Raw genomic sequence first — 19736 nt, 5'->3', positions numbered from 1 at the left:
GTTTTATTGGAGGTGATGAATGGGGATACATTAAGTTATTTTATTAAGTTAGGGGGGATTATATGATATGGAAAAAGCTTATACAATCTTATTTTGGGTAGGGGTAATATATACTTTAATAACATTTGTAATTGGAGATTTGCTAGGAGCAATTCATTTAGATAGTCATTTTGATATACACGCTGATGGTCATGGTGGATTAAATGGATTTTCACTTTTTCCTTTAAAACCTATAACTATAGTTTCATTTATTACTGTATTTGGTGGTATTGGAATTTTAGGGAGTAGGTATAAATTAAATGCAGTGATTATATTTATATCAGCAGCTATTTTAGGAATTGTAGTTTCTTTTTTGCTATATAGATTTTTATTAATACCACTATATAAAGCCCAAAATACAAGTGCAGTTTCGCAAAATAAGCTTATAGGAATGAAAGCAAGGGTAATATCACCAATACTTGAGAATGGCTTTGGAACTATATCCTATACGGTTAATGGAAGTAAGTATAATGCTCCAGCACAGCATGTTAATAAAAAATCAGTAGCGCAAGGACAACATGTAATGATATATTCAATTAAAGGTAATGTATTTTATGTAGAACCTTTAGAAAATTAAAATTTATTGAAAAGGAGTGGCAGCGATATGTCAACTATTTTTATTCCTGCAATTATTGTAGGAGTCATATTACTTCTCATTTTAAGCATTTTTTCTATGTGGAAGAGGGTACCTCAAGATAAGGCTATTGTTATAACAGGTCTTAAGAAAAGGGTCATCACTGGTGGTGGTGGATTTGTAGTTCCACTTTTAGAAAGAACAGATAAGATTTCTTTAGAAAATATGCAGATTGATGTTCGTATAGAAGGGGCATTAACTGGACAGGGAGTAGGAATTGCTGCAGATGGAGTTGCAGTTGTAAAAGTAAAGTCAGATACAGATTCAATTTTATCTGCAGCAGAGCAATTTAACACATCAAATGGGCTTCAACATACTCTTGATGTTATCGAACATACCACAAAGAATGTTATGGAAGGTAAACTTAGAGAAATTGTATCAAAAATGACTATCGAAGAAATATACAGGGATAGAGAAAAGTTTGCATCTCATGTTCAAGAAGTTGCAGCAATAGATCTTGCACAAATGGGCTTAGAATTAAAGGTTTTAACTATCAAGGATATTTCAGATAAAAATGGTTATTTAGAAGCACTTGGTAAACCAAGAATAGCAGCTGTAAAAAGAGATGCACAAATCGCAGAAGCAGAAGCAGCAAAGGAAACAAAAATAAAAACAGCAGAAGCAGTTAGATTAGGTGAAGCTGCAAAACTTTTATCAGAAACGCAAATTGCTGAATCTACAAAAGACAAAGAATTAAAAGTGCAAGATTATAGGAAAGAACAAGAAAGAGCTAAGGCTATATCTGATTTGGCTTATGAAATTGAAGCTAATAAGGCTAAGAGAGAAGTAACTGAAACAGAGGTTCAGGTAGAAATTACTAAAAAAGAGAAAGAAAAAGAATTGGCAGATGCTTCACTTCAAGTAGAAATTACAAGGAAGCAAAGAGAAATTGAACTTGCAGAAAAAGAAGCAATAAGAAAGGAAAGAGAACTTGAAGCTACCGTTAAAAAGCAAGCAGAAGCAGATAAATATATGAGTGTTCAATCAGCAGATGCAGTTAAATATAAGGAAATTGCTGATGCAGAAGCAAGGGCAAGATCAATTGAATTAGAAGGTAAAGCAAAATCTGAAGCATTAAGACTTCAAGGTATGGCAGAAGTTGATATTATTAGAGAAAAAGGTAAAGCAGAAGCAGAAGCTATGATGAAAAAGGCAGAAGCATATAAACAATATAATGATGCTGCAATGGCTCAAATGATTGTAGAAAAATTGCCTGAAATTGCAAAAGCTGTATCAGATCCACTATCTAAAACTGAAAAGATTGTCATTGTTGATAATGGATCAAGTGAAGGAAAAGTTACAGGTGCTGCAAAGGTTACAGGCTATGTAAGTGATATTATGTCACAGCTTCCTGAAACTGTAGAAGCATTGACTGGTGTTAACATTATGGATTTTCTAAATAAGGCTACAAGTAATTCTAATGAAAGCAAGAAAGAAAGTATTAAGGAAACTGATGGAAAAGAAAATGCTAATTAAGTCTTTAGCTTTAGCATTGAATAAAATAAGCACAATGCGACACAACTTTTTGGGTTGAGTCTGCTAAGTTTAAATCAGATTCTTATAATTTTTCAACTCTGGTAAATTAAAAAATGGGGTTGATGCGAGGCGTTAAAGTGAGGCACATTCTAGCAGAAACCCCATACAATTTAAACATGTTAAAATCTCCATCTCTAATGAAAAAGTCGCTAAATTGTATAAATGTTATATTTATTAGACATACATAAACTATAATTTTGATACAATAGAAAGTCCTTGATTTCAAGGGCTTTTGCTGTCTACTGATGTTTGTACATTATAGCAAACATCAAGCTTTCCATTGTTTTTCATAAGTTTTGATTCTGTATAGATTTTTGAGCATAACCATTTTCCTACATTTCTTGTAGATATGAATTGTACAAATCTTTTTAGCTATATGCTGGTGGAATTTGTTATACTTCAAAGAAATATGTTCCATTAAAATATACACAGCATAGAGACTACTACACAATAATATATTACTCATTAATCTTTGACTTTCGAACCATTTTGCGATACTGGGTGGTTGTTATGCCTTCTACCTCACGAAATAGCTTTAATAGTGTTCTGGAGGAAGAAAAGCCGACTAAATTTGCAATTTTATCCACAGAATAGTCAGTTTTAAATAAGTAATCCTTAGCATAATTTAGGCGAAAAATACTTAAGGTTTTACTAAAGGTGGTGGAAAAGCAGGCTTCAAAAACACGGTTTATATGGCGTGTGGTTACATACATGGCTTTAGCAACGCTTTGAAGGCTTATGTCTTTATTGTAATTTGCGTGCATATATTTAGAGATTTTTATGGCTAAATTTACATTTTGGCTGTTTTCATCAACTTCAGCGTAGGTTTCAGAAATAAGATTTCGCATTGCTAAGATTATAAAGCTGAGATAAAGACTTCTAATGTTTAATTGCCAACCGAATTTTTTATCATTCAGCTCTGTAGATATTTTTTCTATTATGTTGCAGCAATTGGTGTCATCACGAGCTACGTAATACTTGCCCTCTTTTACATTTGAAAAAATGCTTTGAATATCTGATGTCTCAAATTCTGCATAATTAGTACCTATATTTTTGGTAAGGTTTTCAGGAAACTCAAAAATTATAATAAAATATTTTCGCTGTACATCAGGCTCATATATAGTTCCATGCCAGGTATGTGGAGGCAATAAAAGCAGATGACCTGTTGGCACAATAATTATATGACCAGATACATTTATTCTTAAGTTTCCCTCAATTGAGTAGTAGATTTCATAAGAATTATGTGAATGCTGAAACTCAGAGGTTCTGTTATCAAGTAGTTCTACATGACGAATTAAAATCTCAGAGGTTAACAGAGGAATTCTTGTAATATAGGGCTGATATATGTTATTTATCATAATCCTCCTCCAAATATTAAAAGTAATTATGTATTGAAATGCTTGCATAAAATTTTGATTATGGTTATTAGAGTATATTAGATATTACTATTAAGAATATCTAAAATTATGTGAATTTTCACAAAATAATTCTAACATGAAATGTGATTTATTTCAAATCAATGTAATGATTGCTATAAAAATCACAAATAGAATTTTTAATGTCTGCAAATACATAATAGAAAAAAACGTAAATTTTCATGAAAAAGTTTACACTAAAGAGACAAGTCTCTATATTTTTATGTCCCTTTTGTTCATTGTTCAACCATAACAAAGAATATATAATAAAATCAACACATGTGTATAAGAAGATTTTATTTACTTTATTGATAAACTAAATAAGTTTAAGAAAAAGGCAATAGAGTGGCGTTCGTCTACAGGAGCACAACTGAAAATAACATTATAACTTATAGCAAAGATCCGAATAAACAATGAATAAAATTAGAATGATCGGTGTAAACGTTTTAACAAATTACAAAGAATCTAAGAAATAATTGTCCAAATTCAAAGAATTTATATAAATAGAAGGATAAACCAAATATTTTTTTAAAGTCTAATTTTAATAGAAGGGGTGAAAGAAATTGGAAAAAATGAAACAGGTATGGTTTGCAGATGAAAATAAGGTAGAAGTTCGTGATGTGGAAATTCCAAAAGTAGCTGCGAATCAGGTAAAGGTGAAAATTGCATATGCTGCTCTTTGTGCAACAGACGTTCATATGGTGACTATGGGAGTATTAGGTGCAAAGCCGCCAATGCGTCTTGGTCATGAAGCATCTGGTGTTATTGAAGAGTTAGGCCAGGGAGCTGACAAGTTTGGATTTAAAATTGGAGATAAGGTTTCGCTTTTTCCAGTAACAAGTTGTGGAAAATGTCCAGCCTGTAAAAAAGGACAGCCCCAATACTGTCATAATTCTCAGGACACAGGTGCTTTTGCAGAATATGTGGTGACTGATGTCAGTGCTGTTTTTAAGATTCCAGATGATGCTGATTTACAATGGTACAGTTTAGTGGAACCAGCAAATTGCACCATACGCGCTATGGACTTAGCGAAAATAAAGCATGGTGATACGGTTGCAATTTCAGGCGTAGGTGGTATTGGTTCTATCCTTTTAAATATGATTTTACTTGCAGGTGGTGCAAAGGTAACTGCTATCGATCCTGTAGAATCCAAACGTAAAATGGCACTTAATATGGGAGCACAGTATGTGATTGACCCATTTAATGAAGATATGGAAAAGCGTGCAATGGAAATTACGGATGGTAATGGCTTTGATTACGTATTTGAGGCATCAGGTTCTCCTAAAGCGGCAGAACCAGCACTGAAAATTATGGGCAAATGTGGTACAGTAGTTTACTTTGCAGTATTTCCACCTAAATATGAAATGCCACTTAATCTCTATGAACTATATATGAAGGAAGGTAGGATTCAAACAGTATTTACTACAACTTCAATTATGCCTCGTACCATCAATCTTATCCCAAGATTACAGCTTGATAAGGTTATTGGCAAGGTGATGCCGCTGAGTGATGCAGTGAAAGGGTTTGAACTGTTTAATAAATCAATTTATCCTAAGATTTTATTTGATTGCTCTAAATAATACAGAAATATGCGAAGAAAAGTATTTCAATAGAACATGGTATGGGTTTGCAGCTATAATTGATAAATTCATAGCAAATGATCTTGAGTTATGCTAGGAACTAAAATAAAAAAGGAAATAGTTATAATCAAGCCTAAAGTTCTATAAAAAAGGAGGAATTTTCGAAATGTCTGCTACTGATAAGATGAATTCCGAAAATATTAAGCTTTCTAAGTTCAAAAAAATAGGGTATGCTTCTGGTGACGTTGCAAATAATTTTAGTTGGTCATTGGTTTCTACCTATTTGATGTATTTTTGGACAGATGTTGCACTTATACCTGCTATACTTTGCGGTACTTTTATGCTGGTTTCTAAGTTATGTGATGCAGTGTTTGATCCTATTTTAGGTGCGATAGCTGATAGAACTAAATCAAAATGGGGCTGCTACAGACCATGGATTCTATTTGCATGTGTTCCTATGTTGTTGTTAAATATTACGTGCTTTACCGTATTACCTTCGCAATCTGCAAATATAAGAGCATTTTATTGTTTTGCGTGTTACTTACTGTTAGTACTTGTCTATTCATGTGTAAATGTTCCTTATTCTGCAATGCCAGCAACTTTAACCCGAGATGGAGATACACGATCTAGTCTTTCTAGTTATCGTATGACTGGTGCATTTATTGCAACATTGCTTCTCTCACAGCTTGTACTACGCGTGGTTCAATGGGTTGGCGGAGGAAATGAAGGAAAAGGATTTTTTTGGGCGGCAGTCATTTTCTCGTGTATAGCGTTACCATTATATATCTTCTGTTTTAAAACAACTAAAGAGGTTGTAGAGGTAAAGATAGAAAAGGTAAGTTGGAAAGATGAAATTAAGGTGTTAAAAGGCAATAACCCTGTAATGATTTTAGTGCTTTCTTTTGTATGTTGGGGCTTTTATGAGGCAGCAGGTGGCGCAGTAAGAATGTACTATTTTAAATATTATGTAGGCAACGATAAATTATTTATGCTGAATTCTGGATTAGTGTTCTTAGGACGTATTATAGGAACATTTTCATTAGCATATCTAGTAACTAAAGTAAATAATAAGAGAACACTTCCAATGATTGGTTTTACTTTTTCTGGTATCCTTATGATTATTATGAACTACTTGCCAGTGCACACTACTGTGGGACTTAACTTATATCATGGACTTACTTTTTTGACAGGTATTGGAGGAGGCCTTGGTATCGCTTCTCTATTTGGTATGGTACCAGATACAACAGAATATACTCAATACAAGTATCATCAACATGCAGCTGGCTTTTTATCTGCATACATTAACTTTGCATTTAAACTAGGTATGGCAATCTGTACGGCAGTTATTGGCTGGGTGCTAGGAGCTTTGGGTTATATAGCAAATCAGGTTCAGGGTATAAAGGTTATGACAGCAATAAATGTTAGTATGAATTTAGTTTGTGGCCTTGCGTTAGTAGGATCAGGTGTCATATTGTATTTCTATACTATAGATAAGAAAACACATATACACATGATTGAAGAGATAAACAAGGTACAATAAAAAGCTTACCTCAAAAAAGAGGTGTAGTGTTTTTGAAATTGAAGAAATTTACAACAATATACATTAAATTCAAGAGGTATACCTGAAATTATTATTAAATGTAATGAATTTTAAATAAAAAAGATTATTGGCTAAAAAGGAGGAAAGCAGTATGTATAAATACAATATTGACATAGAAATGGTTAGGAAGCTGGATGAAAAATGTGTAGAAATTAGGAAAAATTTAGTTAATTTTATATATCGTATAGGTATGGGGCATTTAGGTGGAGAGCTTTCATTAGTTGAAATGGCAGTTGCGCTCTACTACAAATACATGAATTATGATCCTAAGAACCCAAAATGGGAAGAACGTGACAGACTAATTTTAAGCAAGGGTCATTGTAGTGAAACTCTTTATACAATTTTTTCGGATCTTGGAATGTATACTATGGATTATATGGTTGAGCACTTTGAAACCCTTGATACTGCAGAATTTGGTATGCACTGTAACAGAAAATATGTTCCTGCAATTGAAGCATCAGCAGGTTCACTAGGTCATGGATTGCCAATTGCTCTTGGTATGGCGCTTGGTGCTAGAAAACAGAAGAAAAACTGGAGAACATTTGTTATTGTTGGTGACGGAGAGATGGACGAAGGTACAAACTGGGAAGCTATAATGGCGGCAGCTCATTATCAGCTCGGAAACCTTGTTGCAATAGTCGACAAGAACAAAATACAGATGACAGGTACTACAGCTAACACTATGAATCTTGATCCACTTGATAAAAAGCTTGAAGCATTCGGTTGGGATGTTATCGAAATTGATGGTAATGATATGTATTCTGTTTGTGAGGCTTTGCAGTCACTTCCACCTGCTGATCCTTATGTTCGCAGAAAGCCAATTTTTATTATTTCCAATACCATTAAGGGTAAAGGTGTTGATTTCATGGAAGGTAACATAAAATGGCATGGTGGTGGTATCGCTAAGGAGCAGCTAGAGCAGGCGCTAAATTGCATTGAGAAGAATAGGAAGGTGAGATAATTATGGCAGTAAAAGTCACTTTTGATTTTGACCAAATGTTGTCTAATGCACGTGAGGCATATGGCGAGGAGTTAATGAAAATGGCAGATGAGGGATTGGATTTTGTATTCACTTATAGTGACAATGTTGCTCCATCCTCATCAACAGGTAAATTTATTCAGAAATACCCTGAGAGATGCTTTAACTTTGGAATTGCAGAGCCAAATCAGGTTGGAGCATCAGCAGGACTTGCATTATCAGGTCAGATAGTATTTGCACAGGTTTTTGGGCCATTCTTGCCATTAAGAGCTGGTGATCAAATTCATACAGATATTGCATATAATGATGTTCCTGTAAGACTTATTGGAACACACTCTGGTGTTACAGCGGGGGGGGGACCTACTCATAATGATATTGCAGATTTAGCTTTATACAGAGCTATTCCAAATCTTACCATAGTTGTTCCAGCAGATGCAGGGCAGTGTATAAAGGCTGTAAGAGCATCAATGACATATCCAGGTCCTATGATTATTCGAATTGCACGTGGAGCTGAACCTAATGTTTATGTTGATAGTGATTACGATTTTGAAATTGGTAAGGCTATTGAGGTTAAGGAAGGTAATGACCTTACTATTATTAGTGCAGGAAGTAGTGTTTACTGGTCATTGATGGGGGCAAAAGAGCTTGCTAAGAAGGGTATTAATGCTCGTGTAATTGATATGCACACTATTAAGCCATTTGACAAGGAAATGATTATTAAGTGTGCTAGAGAGACAGGTTGTGTTGTTACAGTTGAGGAACACAGTATCAACGGTGGACTCGGCGGAGCTGTTGCTGAGGTACTTGCAGAGGCAAGCTTTGGTGGAAAGTTTAAAAGAATTGGATTGCCCGATGAATTTTCCGTTCTTGGTGACCCAATGGAGGTTTATAAGTATTATGGAATGGACCCAGAAGGCATCGCAAATACAATTTACAAATTAATCGACAAATAAGGTTTATAATTTGCAATCCATGCTTTTGATTATATAAACGGTTGGATAATTAGCATAGATAACGGCTTTACAACTACTCTTTAAGATAAAAAATTAAGTTTGAAAACTGTATACAATAAGAATCCCCCTCATAGTTAAATATGAGGGGGATTAAAAAATATAGCTATATGGAAGATGAAATGTAGTTTATAAATTGTTTTGCAGTTCTTCCTGATCGTCCATGAGTCCTTAATTCCCATTTTGAAGCTTCTTGATTTAAAGCTTCTTCATCAAGTTCAATATTTTGCTTTTTAGCAAGAGATTGAACTATTTTTAAATAATGTTTTTTGTCTGGACTATCATATGTTATAACAACTCCAAAACGCTCAGAAAGAGATAATTTTTCATTCATGGAATCAAATGAATGTAGTTCTTCATCAGCTCTTCTGTCATTCCAGGTTTCTTTTATTAAATGTCTTCTGTTAGAAGTAGCATAAATTAAAATGTTTTTAGGAATGTCTTCAACTCCACCATCTAATACAGATTTCATTTCTTTATAGTCTGTTTCAAATTCCTCAAAAGATAAATCATCAATAAATATAATGAAGTATTTTCCTCTGGACTTTAATTCCTTTAATACGTCTGATAAACACAATAGTTGTTCCTTTGATATTTGAACCAATCTAAGTCCCTTGCTGTAAAATTTATTAACTACAGCTTTAACTGAAGAAGACTTTCCTGTTCCAGCAGATCCTATTATAAGAACATTATTAGCAGGCTTTCCAGATACAAAATCCAGTGTGTTCTTTACTAAAGTTTCTTTTTGATATTCATAGCCTACAATATCATCTAAATTAACTTTATCAAAGTTTTCAACCCCAATTAGACCTTTAGTGTTATGCCATTTAAATGCAATATGATTTGAAAGCTCAGCACATCCTATATTAGAGTAATAATTTATTAAAGCGTTTAATAAAGCTTCATCAGAATTAGAACTAAAAAGTGCAGATACATAATCCTGAAATTGGCATATTTTTTCTGATTTATTTGTAGGAGAATAATTTTCTAGGAAATTGCAAGGAAAATCTAATGAGGAAACTATAGAATTTAAATCCACCCCAACTATAGACCTCATAATTTTTATATCATTTAAAGCAACATTGTATAAATCTTTTTGTATATCACAGCCATACTTTTCACAAGTTAAGCTAAAAAAGTTTTTATCCTTTACTAAAAGATTTATAATGTAAGATTTCAGTACATTTCCACTTAAATTTAAGCTTTCTGCACTTTCTAATAATTTGTGCTGCATATCATAATATGAATTCAGCACACTTTCCTTATCAGGATTATCTTTTGAAAATTCTTTTAAAAGATTTCTTAATTTACTTATAACAGGATTATTTAAAAGGTTCCTGTATATAAGTAAGCTTCCTGAACTTAAATATAAGTTTTGGTAGTAATTTTTTTCTGTCATAGAATAGCCCCCATTTCTTAATATGAAATTATTTTTTCATTATATCATATATCTTTGTTGCTATAAAAGATATATCATATAAACCTTTAATAAGTTTATTAGAAATTTTTTTCATTTTAACAAAAAAATACCTCAAAAAGCGTATATGAAAATAATAATTTATATATTATAATCAGAAGTTGTAAATGAAAAATTTTTAATGTTCTTTAATAATGGTTTATGACATATTTATTATAATGAAAATCAGGATAGCTAGTTTTATTTTGATTGCAAAGGTGTAAACTATTTCTATGAAAATGTGGCAATATTATTGCTTTATATTTACAATATATATATATATTGTATAATAAAATAAGAAAATAAATAATTTATATATGTAATTGCTTAAAGGAATTATGGAAAAAGGAGACAATGAAGTATATTTATATTTGGGCATCTTAAAGTATACTGAGTCATTGATGCAACCGACCTGATTTTATCGTTTGTACGATTTAATTGGGTTTTTTATATATTAAATTATAAAAATTTAAATTTATAATTAACTTGAACTATAGCAATAATAATTTATTTTACTTTTTTTAAATATAAAGAGGAGGTAATGGTAAAAAATTAGGAACTACATTATTAAAGTAATAGAGGTAATAAAAAGCATAGGCGAAAAGGTATCTAATTAATTTATTAAAATTAAGTTTTTTGGGGGGATATATTTGAAGATTATTATTATATCAAATTACGCTTTAATAAGAGAAGGTATATATTCAATTATGTCAAGATATAATCGCGTTGATATAATGCTTGTTACAGAAACAATCAAACAATCAATTTCTTTAATTAAATCAAGTAAAATCGATATTATATTGATTGATTTACATGAACAAAATAAAGATGAATTGTTCTTAATTAAACAATTAAAGGAATGTGGTGTTAAAAGTAAATTTATAATACTAGATTTTAATAAGGATAAAGATATTTTTGTTAAAGCAATTAGATGTGGTGTAGAAGGATATATATTGGGAAAATCAGATGAAAAGGAAATTATATATATAATAGAACAAATTTATAAAGGAAAAAAATATTTTGACTCCTACTTTGTAGATTGTATGGTTAGAGAAAATACCGTTGAACCTAAAATGGTAGAACAACTTACTGTAAGAGAAAAAGAGATTTTGTGTGAAATTGGAAAGGGTATGAGCAATCGTGAGATATCAGAAAAGTTTTGCATTTCTGAAAATACAGTAAAAAAACATAATAATCATATATTTGACAAACTCAATATAAGAGATCGAACTCAATTAGCTTTGTATGTTAATAAGTGGGGTATGATAGATAGTGAGACCAATGTATCTTAAATATATATGTTATAAATACAATGTAATACTGGTTTTTAAAGTGGTTTTAGAGTCATAATTGACTCTTTCAATAGAACTATAGTGGTAAACAAGCATAAAATTGTTTATTAACTATAGTTCTTTTTTTATGATTTGAATGATTTGTACTACTAGAATAATAAGCTTTTATAATACTCAAATGGAACAAGTAGATCATATTGGTTATTAAACATAATATAAAAAAAATTAAACTGGGGTATGATGGTAAAAAAGTAATAAAACAGTAAAATAAACATGTAAGATTTATTATTCAATTTGCTTTGTCATATAAAAACTTATTTAGGTAAAGTTTTGCATGGTAAAGATTTGGGAGGGGATTTATGGAAGATTATAATTTTCAATTGACACAAGAGTATAAGGAACAGTGGGTAGAATATAAAAAAAGCAAAGTCTATATAGTAGTGAAACGGCTAATAGATATTTTAGCATCACTATTAGGAATATTATGCCTTAGTCCTTTAATGATTATTGTAGCGGTGTTAATAAAAATTGACTCCAAAGGATTGATAATATTTTCACAAGAAAGAGTTGGTAGGAATGGACAAATATTTAAAATGTACAAGTTTCGTTCAATGGTTGCTAATGCAGAAGAGATGTTAGATAAATTAAAAGATAAGAATGAAATGTCTGGGCCAATGTTTAAAATAAAGGAAGATCCTAGAATTACAAAAATTGGTAAAACAATCAGAAAAACTAGTATTGATGAGTTACCTCAGCTTTTCAATGTTTTAAAAGGAGATATGTCTTTAGTTGGGCCAAGGCCTAATTTACCAAACGAAGTTGCTGAATTCTCACCTTACCATAGAAAAAAATTGTTGGTTAAACCAGGGTTAACTTGTTATTGGCAGGTTATGGGAAGAAATGAGATCGGATTTGAAGAATGGATGGAATTAGATATTAAATATTTAAAAGAAAGAAATTTGTGGATTGATATAAAGCTTATAATAAAAACATTTTTTGTTTTATTTGGAGATAAGAACGCAAGATAGGAGGGATATTTATGCTATGTGCATTAATTATGGCTGGTGGCAAAGGGACAAGGTTTTGGCCATTATCAACAGAAAAAAAGCCTAAACAATTTTTGACATTACTGGATAAAGACACAATGATCCAGATGACAGTAAAAAGAATTGAAAAAATAATACCAAGGGAAAGGATATTTATAGTAACAGCAAAGCAGTATGTTTCCTTAGTAAAGGAGCAATTATCCTATATACCTGAAAAAAATATAATAGTGGAGCCTATAGGAAAGAATACAGCACCGTGTATTGCACTTTCAGCTTTTATAATACGTAAATATTACGAGGATGCTACAATTGCCGTGTTACCTTCGGATCATTTGATAAAGGATGTAGACAAATTTTTGAGTATATTGAGTACTGCAGAGCAGTTTGTTAACAATAATAAACAATCAGTAGTAACTCTTGGAATGAAACCTAATAGACCTGAAACTGGGTATGGATACATAAAGTGTATTGGCAGTGGTAGGGAGATGAATGGTTTTAATGTTGTTAAAGTGGAATCCTTTGTAGAAAAGCCTGATTTAAAAAAAGCAGAAGGTTACTTAAAAAGCGGAAATTATCTATGGAATGGTGGAATGTTTATTTGGAAAGCGGATTATATACTGGAGCTTACAAAGAAGTACATTAAAGCTACATATGATGTATTAAGCGAAATTGTCGCTTCTAAAGATGAAGATCTTCAAAGTGTATTAGATAAAAAGTATAGAGAGATAGAAAGTGTTTCTGTTGACTATGCAATAATGGAGAAGGTTAATAGTGCTTATGTTATTCCTAATGATTTTGGATGGGATGATATAGGAAATTGGAGAAGTGTTGAAAGATATAATACTAAGGACAAAGAAGGGAATGTAAAAAGTATAAATAGTATGACTTACAAATCTACAAGTAATATTGTGTTAACTAAAAAGAAGACGTTATTAAATAATGTTAAAAATTTAATAATTGTTGAAACAGAAGATTATTTACTTATATCTTCCAAGGATAATGAGCAGGAAATAAAACTGGCGAAAGAACTAATATCTTAATTTATTAAGCATTATTAATGTAAAAAACGTTATTTTAAGTTTCTAAAAATGATTAATTAAATTAGAATTTTATTCAACTAAGGTGTTATAGGTGTATTATACTGTACAAAAAAATGGTAATAAAATATTAAACTGGAGTATAATGTAATTCAATACATCATATGGTAGTATATAAACATAATGAACTTTTGATAAATTACTTGAGATGGATTATCAATTTTCAATATGATTAGACTAATGTAGAATGAGGAATTGAGAAGTGTTATGAAAATTATAGTTATATCTAATTATTCTGTTATAAGAGAAGGTATAGTATCTCTTATATGTAAGTATGAGAACATATCTATACAGTTTGTTGGTGAAACGATAAAAGATGCTATGTTCTTAATAAAAAGCAACATAGCTGATATTGTATTGTTGGATATAAACAAAGACAACGAAGAAGAATTAAACTCTATTAATCGATTAATGACCTTGGGAGTATCCATGAAAACTATAGTGGTAGATTTTTATGGCAATAAAGATTTCTTTATAAAGGCATTAAAAAGTGGAGTTCAAGGATATATATTAGGTAAATCAAGTGAAGATGAAATACTATATGCAATGGATCATGTGTATAGAGGAAAAAAATATTTTGATTCTTATTTTGTTGATTCAATGATAAATGAAAATAAAGATTTACCGAATAAACTGGAGACATTAACTAATAGAGAAAAAGAAATATTGGAAGAGGTTGCAAAAGGATTAAGTAATCAAAGAATCTCTGAGGAGTTGTTTATAACAGATCATACAGTAAAAAAGCATATTAATCATATATTTAAAAAATTAAATGTAAAAGACAGAACAGAAGCGGCACTTTATTGGAATAAATATGGGGTGTTAAATAAGCAGGAGGAATAATTAATATGGAAAATATAAACGGTTATGAATATCTATCATTAATAGATATTATTAGAATCTTAAAAGAAAGAATATTATTTATTTTATTAATAACAATATTGTGTACAGGTATTATGGCAGTAAAGGTCTTAGTTTTATCAAAACCAATATATGGAGCGCATGCCACTGCGATAATAGTTAAGGGTGATAAAAGTATTGTGCAAAATTCAAAGGGTGAAGCACAGTATACACAAAATGACATTTTATTATATGAAAAAGTAGTAGATACTTATGTGCAAATAGCACAATCAAACTTAGTCATAGATAAAACTGCAAAAGAATTGAAAAATTATTCGTCCTCACAATTAAAAGAAATGATAACAGCTGTTCCAATATCTTTGGCAAAGTCCTCCTTAACAGGTGGTATAGATAACACACAAATAATTCAATTAAATGTAGTAAGCAGCAACAGGGATGAGGTTGCAAAAATTGCAAATGCATACAGTAAAAATTTTATTGAACAAAGCATGAGAATATTGCCAGTGGGAAAAATTGAGGTACTAGATCAAGCAGAGACACCAATTAGTCCAATGCCAACAAATAAAGCTAAGAACATTGTTGGGGGATTATTATTTGGATTATTATTGTCAGTTGGTGTAGTACTTTTTAGGAGTTATGTAAATAGTCTAAAGATAAGAAATGAAAAACAAGTTAAAGACATATTAAATATTCCTGTAGTAGTTACTATAGAAAAGCAAGGTGGTAAAAAAGTGAAAAAGATTAATAAAAGAAATGATGTTGTGGAAAAATATAGATTATTACGTAATTTCGTGGAAAATTACAACAAAATTGGTTTTAAATGTATAAGCATTATCAGCAATAGTGACACTGAAGGAAAAGAAACTATAGCTAAAAATTTAGCAATGTCACTAGCTGTATATGGTAAAAAAACATTGTTTATTGATTGTACTTTAAGTAGAATTTCAAAAATTCAAAGTTTTGATTTAGGTACTGCTAGAGAATTAATTGATATATTAAAAGATATTGATAAGTTAAAAGATCAACAGTTAGATAGAGAAAAAATTAGTGAAATATCATTAAGAGGTTGTATAAAAAGAACATCTTGTGAATATTTATCAGTAGCATCAATAGGTAACTATAATTTAGATGGTTATAATTTTATAGTTAAAACAGAATATCTTAAAATTATTATGGAATTTCTAAAGAAAAAATTTGACTATATAATTATTGATACACCTTCTTTTACTAATTTAAGTTATACACAAGTTATCACAGGTTCTGCCGATGCGTGTTTATTTGTTTTAAAAGAAGGTGTTAATGAAGTAACAGAAGCTGCATCAATTAAAGACAATATAGACACTATGGGATGCAGGATGTTAGGTTGTGTGTTAAATAAAGAAAAAACAACAACAAAAATTTTTGATAAGGAATTTAATAACCTTATTGGTATTGAATATACAAATCGAAAAAATAAAGTAGCAATTAATGATAAGACTAGTACTAGTGCCTAGGTGAATTAGTTTTTAACTCTGAAATATAGGAGATGAGATTTATGATGAAAATTGTAGTTGCAGGCACTGGATATGTTGGGCTTGTAACGGGAGCCTGTCTTGCACACTTGAGACATAATGTAACTTGTGTAGATATTGATAAAAATAAAGTGGAATTGATGATGCAAGGTGTTTCGCCTATATATGAGCCAGGTCTTGAAGAAATTATGGGAGAAGGCTGTAGTTCAGGTAGGCTTCACTTTACAACCGAATATAAAGAGGCCTACAAAGATGCAGATATTATATTTATAGGAGTAGGCACACCTGAGAGGGCAGATGGTTCTGTAAATCTAAATTATATATATAAAGTTGCAGAACAGATAGCACATTTTGCAGAAAAGGATTGTCTTATAGTAATAAAATCTACAGTACCAATTGGTACAAATGAGGAAGTTGAACTCTTTATAAAGAAAAAAATTAAACATAAAATAAATATAGAGATAGCTTCAAATCCAGAGTTTTTATCTCAAGGTACTGCTGTTAAAGACACTTTATATGCAAGTAGAATTGTAATTGGAGTTGAGTCAAAACAGGCTGAAAAGAAATTAAGAGATATTTATGAAAGATTTAATATCCCAATTGTAATTACAAATAGGAAGTCTGCTGAAATGATAAAATATGCTTCAAATGATTTCCTTGCACTTAAGATATCTTTTATAAATGAAATTGCAAATCTTTGCGAAATAGTTGGGGCGAATGTAGAGGATGTAGCGAAGGGAATGAGCTATGATAGGAGAATTGGAGACAAGTTTCTAAAGGCAGGAATAGGTTATGGAGGTTCATGTTTCCCAAAAGATACTAAAGCTCTACACTGGCTAGCATCAGATAATGGTTATGAATTTAAGACAGTAAAAGCCGCTATTGAAATAAATGAAAACCAGAAATTTAAACTTATTAGAAAAGCTAAGAAAAAGTTCAAAAGTTTTGAGGGTCTTAAGGTAGCTGTATTAGGTTTAACCTTTAAGCCAGGAACAGATGATTTAAGAGAGGCTCCATCAAAACCTAACGTAAAAATGCTTTTGGAAGAAGGAGCAAGTGTATACGCTTATGATCCTATAGGAACAAATAATTTCAAAAAGTTGTTTTCTGAAGGAATAGAATATGTAGAATCTTCAGAAATAGCTCTTGAAAATGCAGATTTGGCTTTTATATTTACTGAATGGAAGGAGATAACCTCAGTTAAACTTAAAAGGTTCAGAGAGTTAATGAGAAATCCAGTAATTTTTGATGGACGTAATTGCTATAGTATTGAGGAAGCTGAGGAAGCAGGGGTTGAATATTATTCCATTGGTAGAAAAAGTGTAGGTGATTTACAATCTGTAAGCAAGTTGAAATCAAATTTGTACTATTTTATTGATTTATTGGAGGTTGCTAACGATGTTGTGTGCTCTGATAATGGTGGGAGATAAAAGATCAAGATTTTTGCCTTTATCAATAAGGATAAGATCAATAACTAAAAAATATTAAAGAGTTTATAAGTTAGGAGAGTTTATATGAATAAAAAGGCATTAATTACAGGCATAACTGGACAAGATGGATCTTATTTAGCAGAATTGTTGCTGGAAAAAGGATATGATGTACACGGTATTATAAGAAGACATAGTACCATAAATACAAAAAGAATTGACCACCTTTATGATAATCCTGAAGTAGGAAACAAAAAATTATTTTTGCATTATGGAGATCTAAGCGATTCAAGTAATTTGAACAGATTGATATCAAAAATACAACCACAGGAAATTTATAATCTTGGAGCCCAAAGTCATGTTCAGGTATCCTTTGAGGTACCAGAATATACTGCAGAATCCGATGCCATAGGTACGTTAAGAATATTAGATGCCATAAGAGAAAATGAGATAAACTGCAAATTTTATCAGGCATCAACTTCAGAATTATTTGGAGGGATACCACGGACTGCTCCACAAAGTGAAAAGACAGCTTTTTATCCAAAGAGTCCATATGGAGCAGCAAAGCTCTATGCATATTGGATTACAGTAAATTATAGGGAATCTTATGGGATATATGCTTGTAACGGAATACTATTCAATCATGAATCTCCAAGAAGAGGTGAAACTTTTGTTACAAGAAAAATTACAAGGGCTGTAGCTAGTATGATGGCAGGGAAGCAAGAAAAGCTATCACTTGGAAATTTAGATGCCAAAAGAGATTGGGGATTTGCAGGAGATTATGTAGAGGCAATGTGGCTTATACTACAGCAAGAAAAGCCACAGGATTTTGTTATAGCTACAAATGAAACTCATACAGTAAGAGAGTTTGTGGAGTTATCCTTTAAGGAAGTTGGGATTGAGATAGAATGGAAAGGCACTGGAGTAGAAGAAAAAGGATATGACAAGGATACTGGCAAACTTCTTGTAGATGTAAATCCAAGGTATTTTAGACTTGCAGAAGTTGAACTTCTATGGGGAGATTGTAGAAAGGCTGAAAGAGAACTTGGATGGGAAAGAAAAATTAATTTTCCCGAGTTAGTGAAGATGATGGTGGATGGAGATATGAGAGAAATTACTGGATTAAGTACTGAAGAATTTTTGATACAAAATGAAGCAGCAATAACAAAACAATGAAGAAGAAGATAGTGTTTTATGTATTTAATCATGATTTTGGACATGCACCAAGAAATATATTAATTCATTCATTGTTAACTAAATGTAAAAATATAAGTGTTTGCTTTTAATCTTAAGGGGTGAAAAAAGTGAAAAATGACAGCAAAATATATGTAGCAGGACATAGAGGATTAGTTGGATCTGCTATAGTTAGAAAGTTAAAAGAAAAGAATTATACAAATATAATTGGAAAAACTCATAGTGAACTTGACTTAACGAATTTACTGGAAGTTGAAGAATTTTTTAAAAAAGAAAAACCTGAGTATGTATTCTTGGCAGCAGCTAAGGTAGGAGGAATACTTGCAAATAGCACTTATCCTGCAGATTTTATATATAAAAATTTGCAAATACAAAATAATGTTATAGGAATGGCCTATAAGTATGAAGTAAAAAAGTTAATGTTTCTTGGAAGTTCATGTATTTATCCTAAAATGTGTCCACAACCTATAAAGGAGGAGTATTTACTTTCAGGATATTTAGAAGAAACAAATGAAGCCTATGCATTAGCTAAAATATCTGGACTCAAAATGTGTCAATTCTTTAATAAACAATATGGTACAAAATATATAAGTGTAATGCCTACAAACTTATATGGACCTTATGATAACTTTCATCCAGAAAATTCTCATGTAATGCCAGCGTTAATTAGAAGATTTCATGAAGCTAAGGATAGCAATGTTCCAGAAGTTGTAGTATGGGGAAGTGGAACACCACTTAGGGAATTCTTATATTCTGAAGATATGGCAGATGCTTGTATTTACTTAATGGAAACCTATAAGGAAAATGAGTTCTTTAACATTGGTACAGGTAAAGAAATTAGTATAAGAGGACTTGCAGAATTAATTAAGAAAATTATTGGATATGAAGGAAGATTAGTATTTGATTTTAGTAAACCAGATGGAACCCCTAGAAAGCTTCTTGATGTAAGCAGACTTGAGGCAGCAGGATGGACTTATAAGATTGAACTTAAAGAAGGAATTAAAAAGACCTACAAGTGGTTTGTAGAAAACTATATCAATAATCAGAAAGGAATTTAGT

The 19736-nt window shown here is 31.2% G+C and carries 16 protein-coding genes and 1 riboswitch; of the genes, 14 read left to right on the top strand and 2 right to left on the bottom strand.

Going from position 1 to position 19736, the window contains the following annotated elements; all coding sequences use genetic code 11:
• Positions 1–67 precede the first annotated feature (67 nt).
• Both EG57_RS0211070 and EG57_RS0211065 read left to right on the top strand, forming a co-directional pair.
• Positions 68–616 (top strand): NfeD family protein, encoded by a 549-nt coding sequence (locus tag EG57_RS0211070; protein ID WP_032077269.1) that lies wholly within the window; start codon positions 68–70, stop codon positions 614–616.
• A gap of 27 nt (positions 617–643) precedes the next feature.
• Complete coding sequence (locus tag EG57_RS0211065) at positions 644–2149, top strand: flotillin family protein (protein ID WP_032077268.1); 1506 nt, start codon at positions 644–646, stop codon at positions 2147–2149.
• A 518-nt stretch (positions 2150–2667) separates the two neighbouring features.
• Here EG57_RS0211065 and EG57_RS0211060 read toward each other — a convergent pair.
• Positions 2668–3567: an AraC family transcriptional regulator gene (locus EG57_RS0211060; protein WP_032077267.1), complete on the bottom strand. Its 900-nt coding sequence runs from the start codon at positions 3565–3567 to the stop codon at positions 2668–2670.
• A 629-nt stretch (positions 3568–4196) separates the two neighbouring features.
• Here EG57_RS0211060 and EG57_RS0211055 point away from each other — a divergent pair.
• The 4 genes from EG57_RS0211055 (at position 4197) to EG57_RS0211040 (ending at position 8736) form a co-directional block, all read left to right on the top strand.
• Positions 4197–5204 (top strand): zinc-dependent alcohol dehydrogenase, encoded by a 1008-nt coding sequence (locus EG57_RS0211055; RefSeq protein ID WP_032077292.1) that lies wholly within the window; start codon positions 4197–4199, stop codon positions 5202–5204.
• A gap of 166 nt (positions 5205–5370) precedes the next feature.
• Positions 5371–6744, top strand: a complete 1374-nt coding sequence (locus tag EG57_RS0211050; protein ID WP_032077266.1) for an MFS transporter — start codon at positions 5371–5373, stop codon at positions 6742–6744.
• A 151-nt stretch (positions 6745–6895) separates the two neighbouring features.
• Positions 6896–7765: a transketolase gene (locus EG57_RS0211045; protein WP_032077265.1), complete on the top strand. Its 870-nt coding sequence runs from the start codon at positions 6896–6898 to the stop codon at positions 7763–7765.
• 2 nt (positions 7766–7767) lie between these two features.
• On the top strand, positions 7768–8736 hold the full coding sequence (locus tag EG57_RS0211040; RefSeq protein ID WP_032077264.1) for a transketolase family protein: 969 nt from the start codon (positions 7768–7770) through the stop codon (positions 8734–8736).
• Between the two features lie 163 nt (positions 8737–8899).
• Here the strand turns inward: EG57_RS0211040 and EG57_RS0211035 are convergent, their stop codons facing one another.
• A complete protein-coding gene (locus tag EG57_RS0211035; protein ID WP_032077263.1) occupies positions 8900–10192 on the bottom strand; it encodes an ATP-binding protein in 1293 nt (430 codons plus the stop codon).
• 395 nt (positions 10193–10587) lie between these two features.
• Positions 10588–10671: riboswitch (cyclic di-GMP riboswitch) on the top strand.
• A 228-nt stretch (positions 10672–10899) separates the two neighbouring features.
• Between EG57_RS0211035 and EG57_RS0211030 the strand changes: the two genes are divergently transcribed.
• From EG57_RS0211030 to EG57_RS0210995, 8 genes are all read left to right on the top strand, one after another.
• The gene (locus EG57_RS0211030; RefSeq protein WP_032077262.1) at positions 10900–11541 is read left to right on the top strand and encodes a LuxR C-terminal-related transcriptional regulator; all 642 of its coding nucleotides are present in this window, start codon (positions 10900–10902) and stop codon (positions 11539–11541) included.
• Between the two features lie 359 nt (positions 11542–11900).
• Positions 11901–12569 carry a sugar transferase gene (locus tag EG57_RS0211025; RefSeq protein ID WP_032077261.1) on the top strand — a complete coding sequence of 223 codons (669 nt, stop codon included), beginning with the start codon at positions 11901–11903 and terminating at the stop codon, positions 12567–12569.
• Positions 12570–12580: 11 nt separating this feature from the next.
• Positions 12581–13627: a mannose-1-phosphate guanylyltransferase gene (locus EG57_RS0211020; RefSeq protein WP_032077260.1), complete on the top strand. Its 1047-nt coding sequence runs from the start codon at positions 12581–12583 to the stop codon at positions 13625–13627.
• Between the two features lie 264 nt (positions 13628–13891).
• Positions 13892–14527, top strand: coding sequence for a LuxR C-terminal-related transcriptional regulator (locus EG57_RS0211015; protein ID WP_032077259.1), 636 nt, complete (start codon positions 13892–13894; stop codon positions 14525–14527).
• A gap of 5 nt (positions 14528–14532) precedes the next feature.
• Complete coding sequence (locus EG57_RS0211010; RefSeq protein ID WP_032077258.1) at positions 14533–16038, top strand: Wzz/FepE/Etk N-terminal domain-containing protein; 1506 nt, start codon at positions 14533–14535, stop codon at positions 16036–16038.
• A 44-nt stretch (positions 16039–16082) separates the two neighbouring features.
• The gene (locus EG57_RS0211005) at positions 16083–17486 is read left to right on the top strand and encodes a UDP-glucose dehydrogenase family protein (RefSeq protein WP_084572216.1); all 1404 of its coding nucleotides are present in this window, start codon (positions 16083–16085) and stop codon (positions 17484–17486) included.
• 84 nt (positions 17487–17570) lie between these two features.
• Positions 17571–18659 carry a GDP-mannose 4,6-dehydratase gene (gene gmd / locus EG57_RS0211000; RefSeq protein WP_032077257.1) on the top strand — a complete coding sequence of 363 codons (1089 nt, stop codon included), beginning with the start codon at positions 17571–17573 and terminating at the stop codon, positions 18657–18659.
• Positions 18660–18787: 128 nt separating this feature from the next.
• Positions 18788–19735: a GDP-L-fucose synthase family protein gene (locus tag EG57_RS0210995; protein ID WP_032077256.1), complete on the top strand. Its 948-nt coding sequence runs from the start codon at positions 18788–18790 to the stop codon at positions 19733–19735.
• Position 19736 lies beyond the last annotated feature (1 nt).

This window comes from Clostridium drakei, assembly GCF_000633595.2.
Taxonomy (GTDB): Bacteria; Bacillota; Clostridia; order Clostridiales; family Clostridiaceae; genus Clostridium_AM; species Clostridium_AM drakei.
Note: the sequence above shows the minus strand (reverse complement) of the source record. Positions and strands in the feature narration are given on the sequence as shown.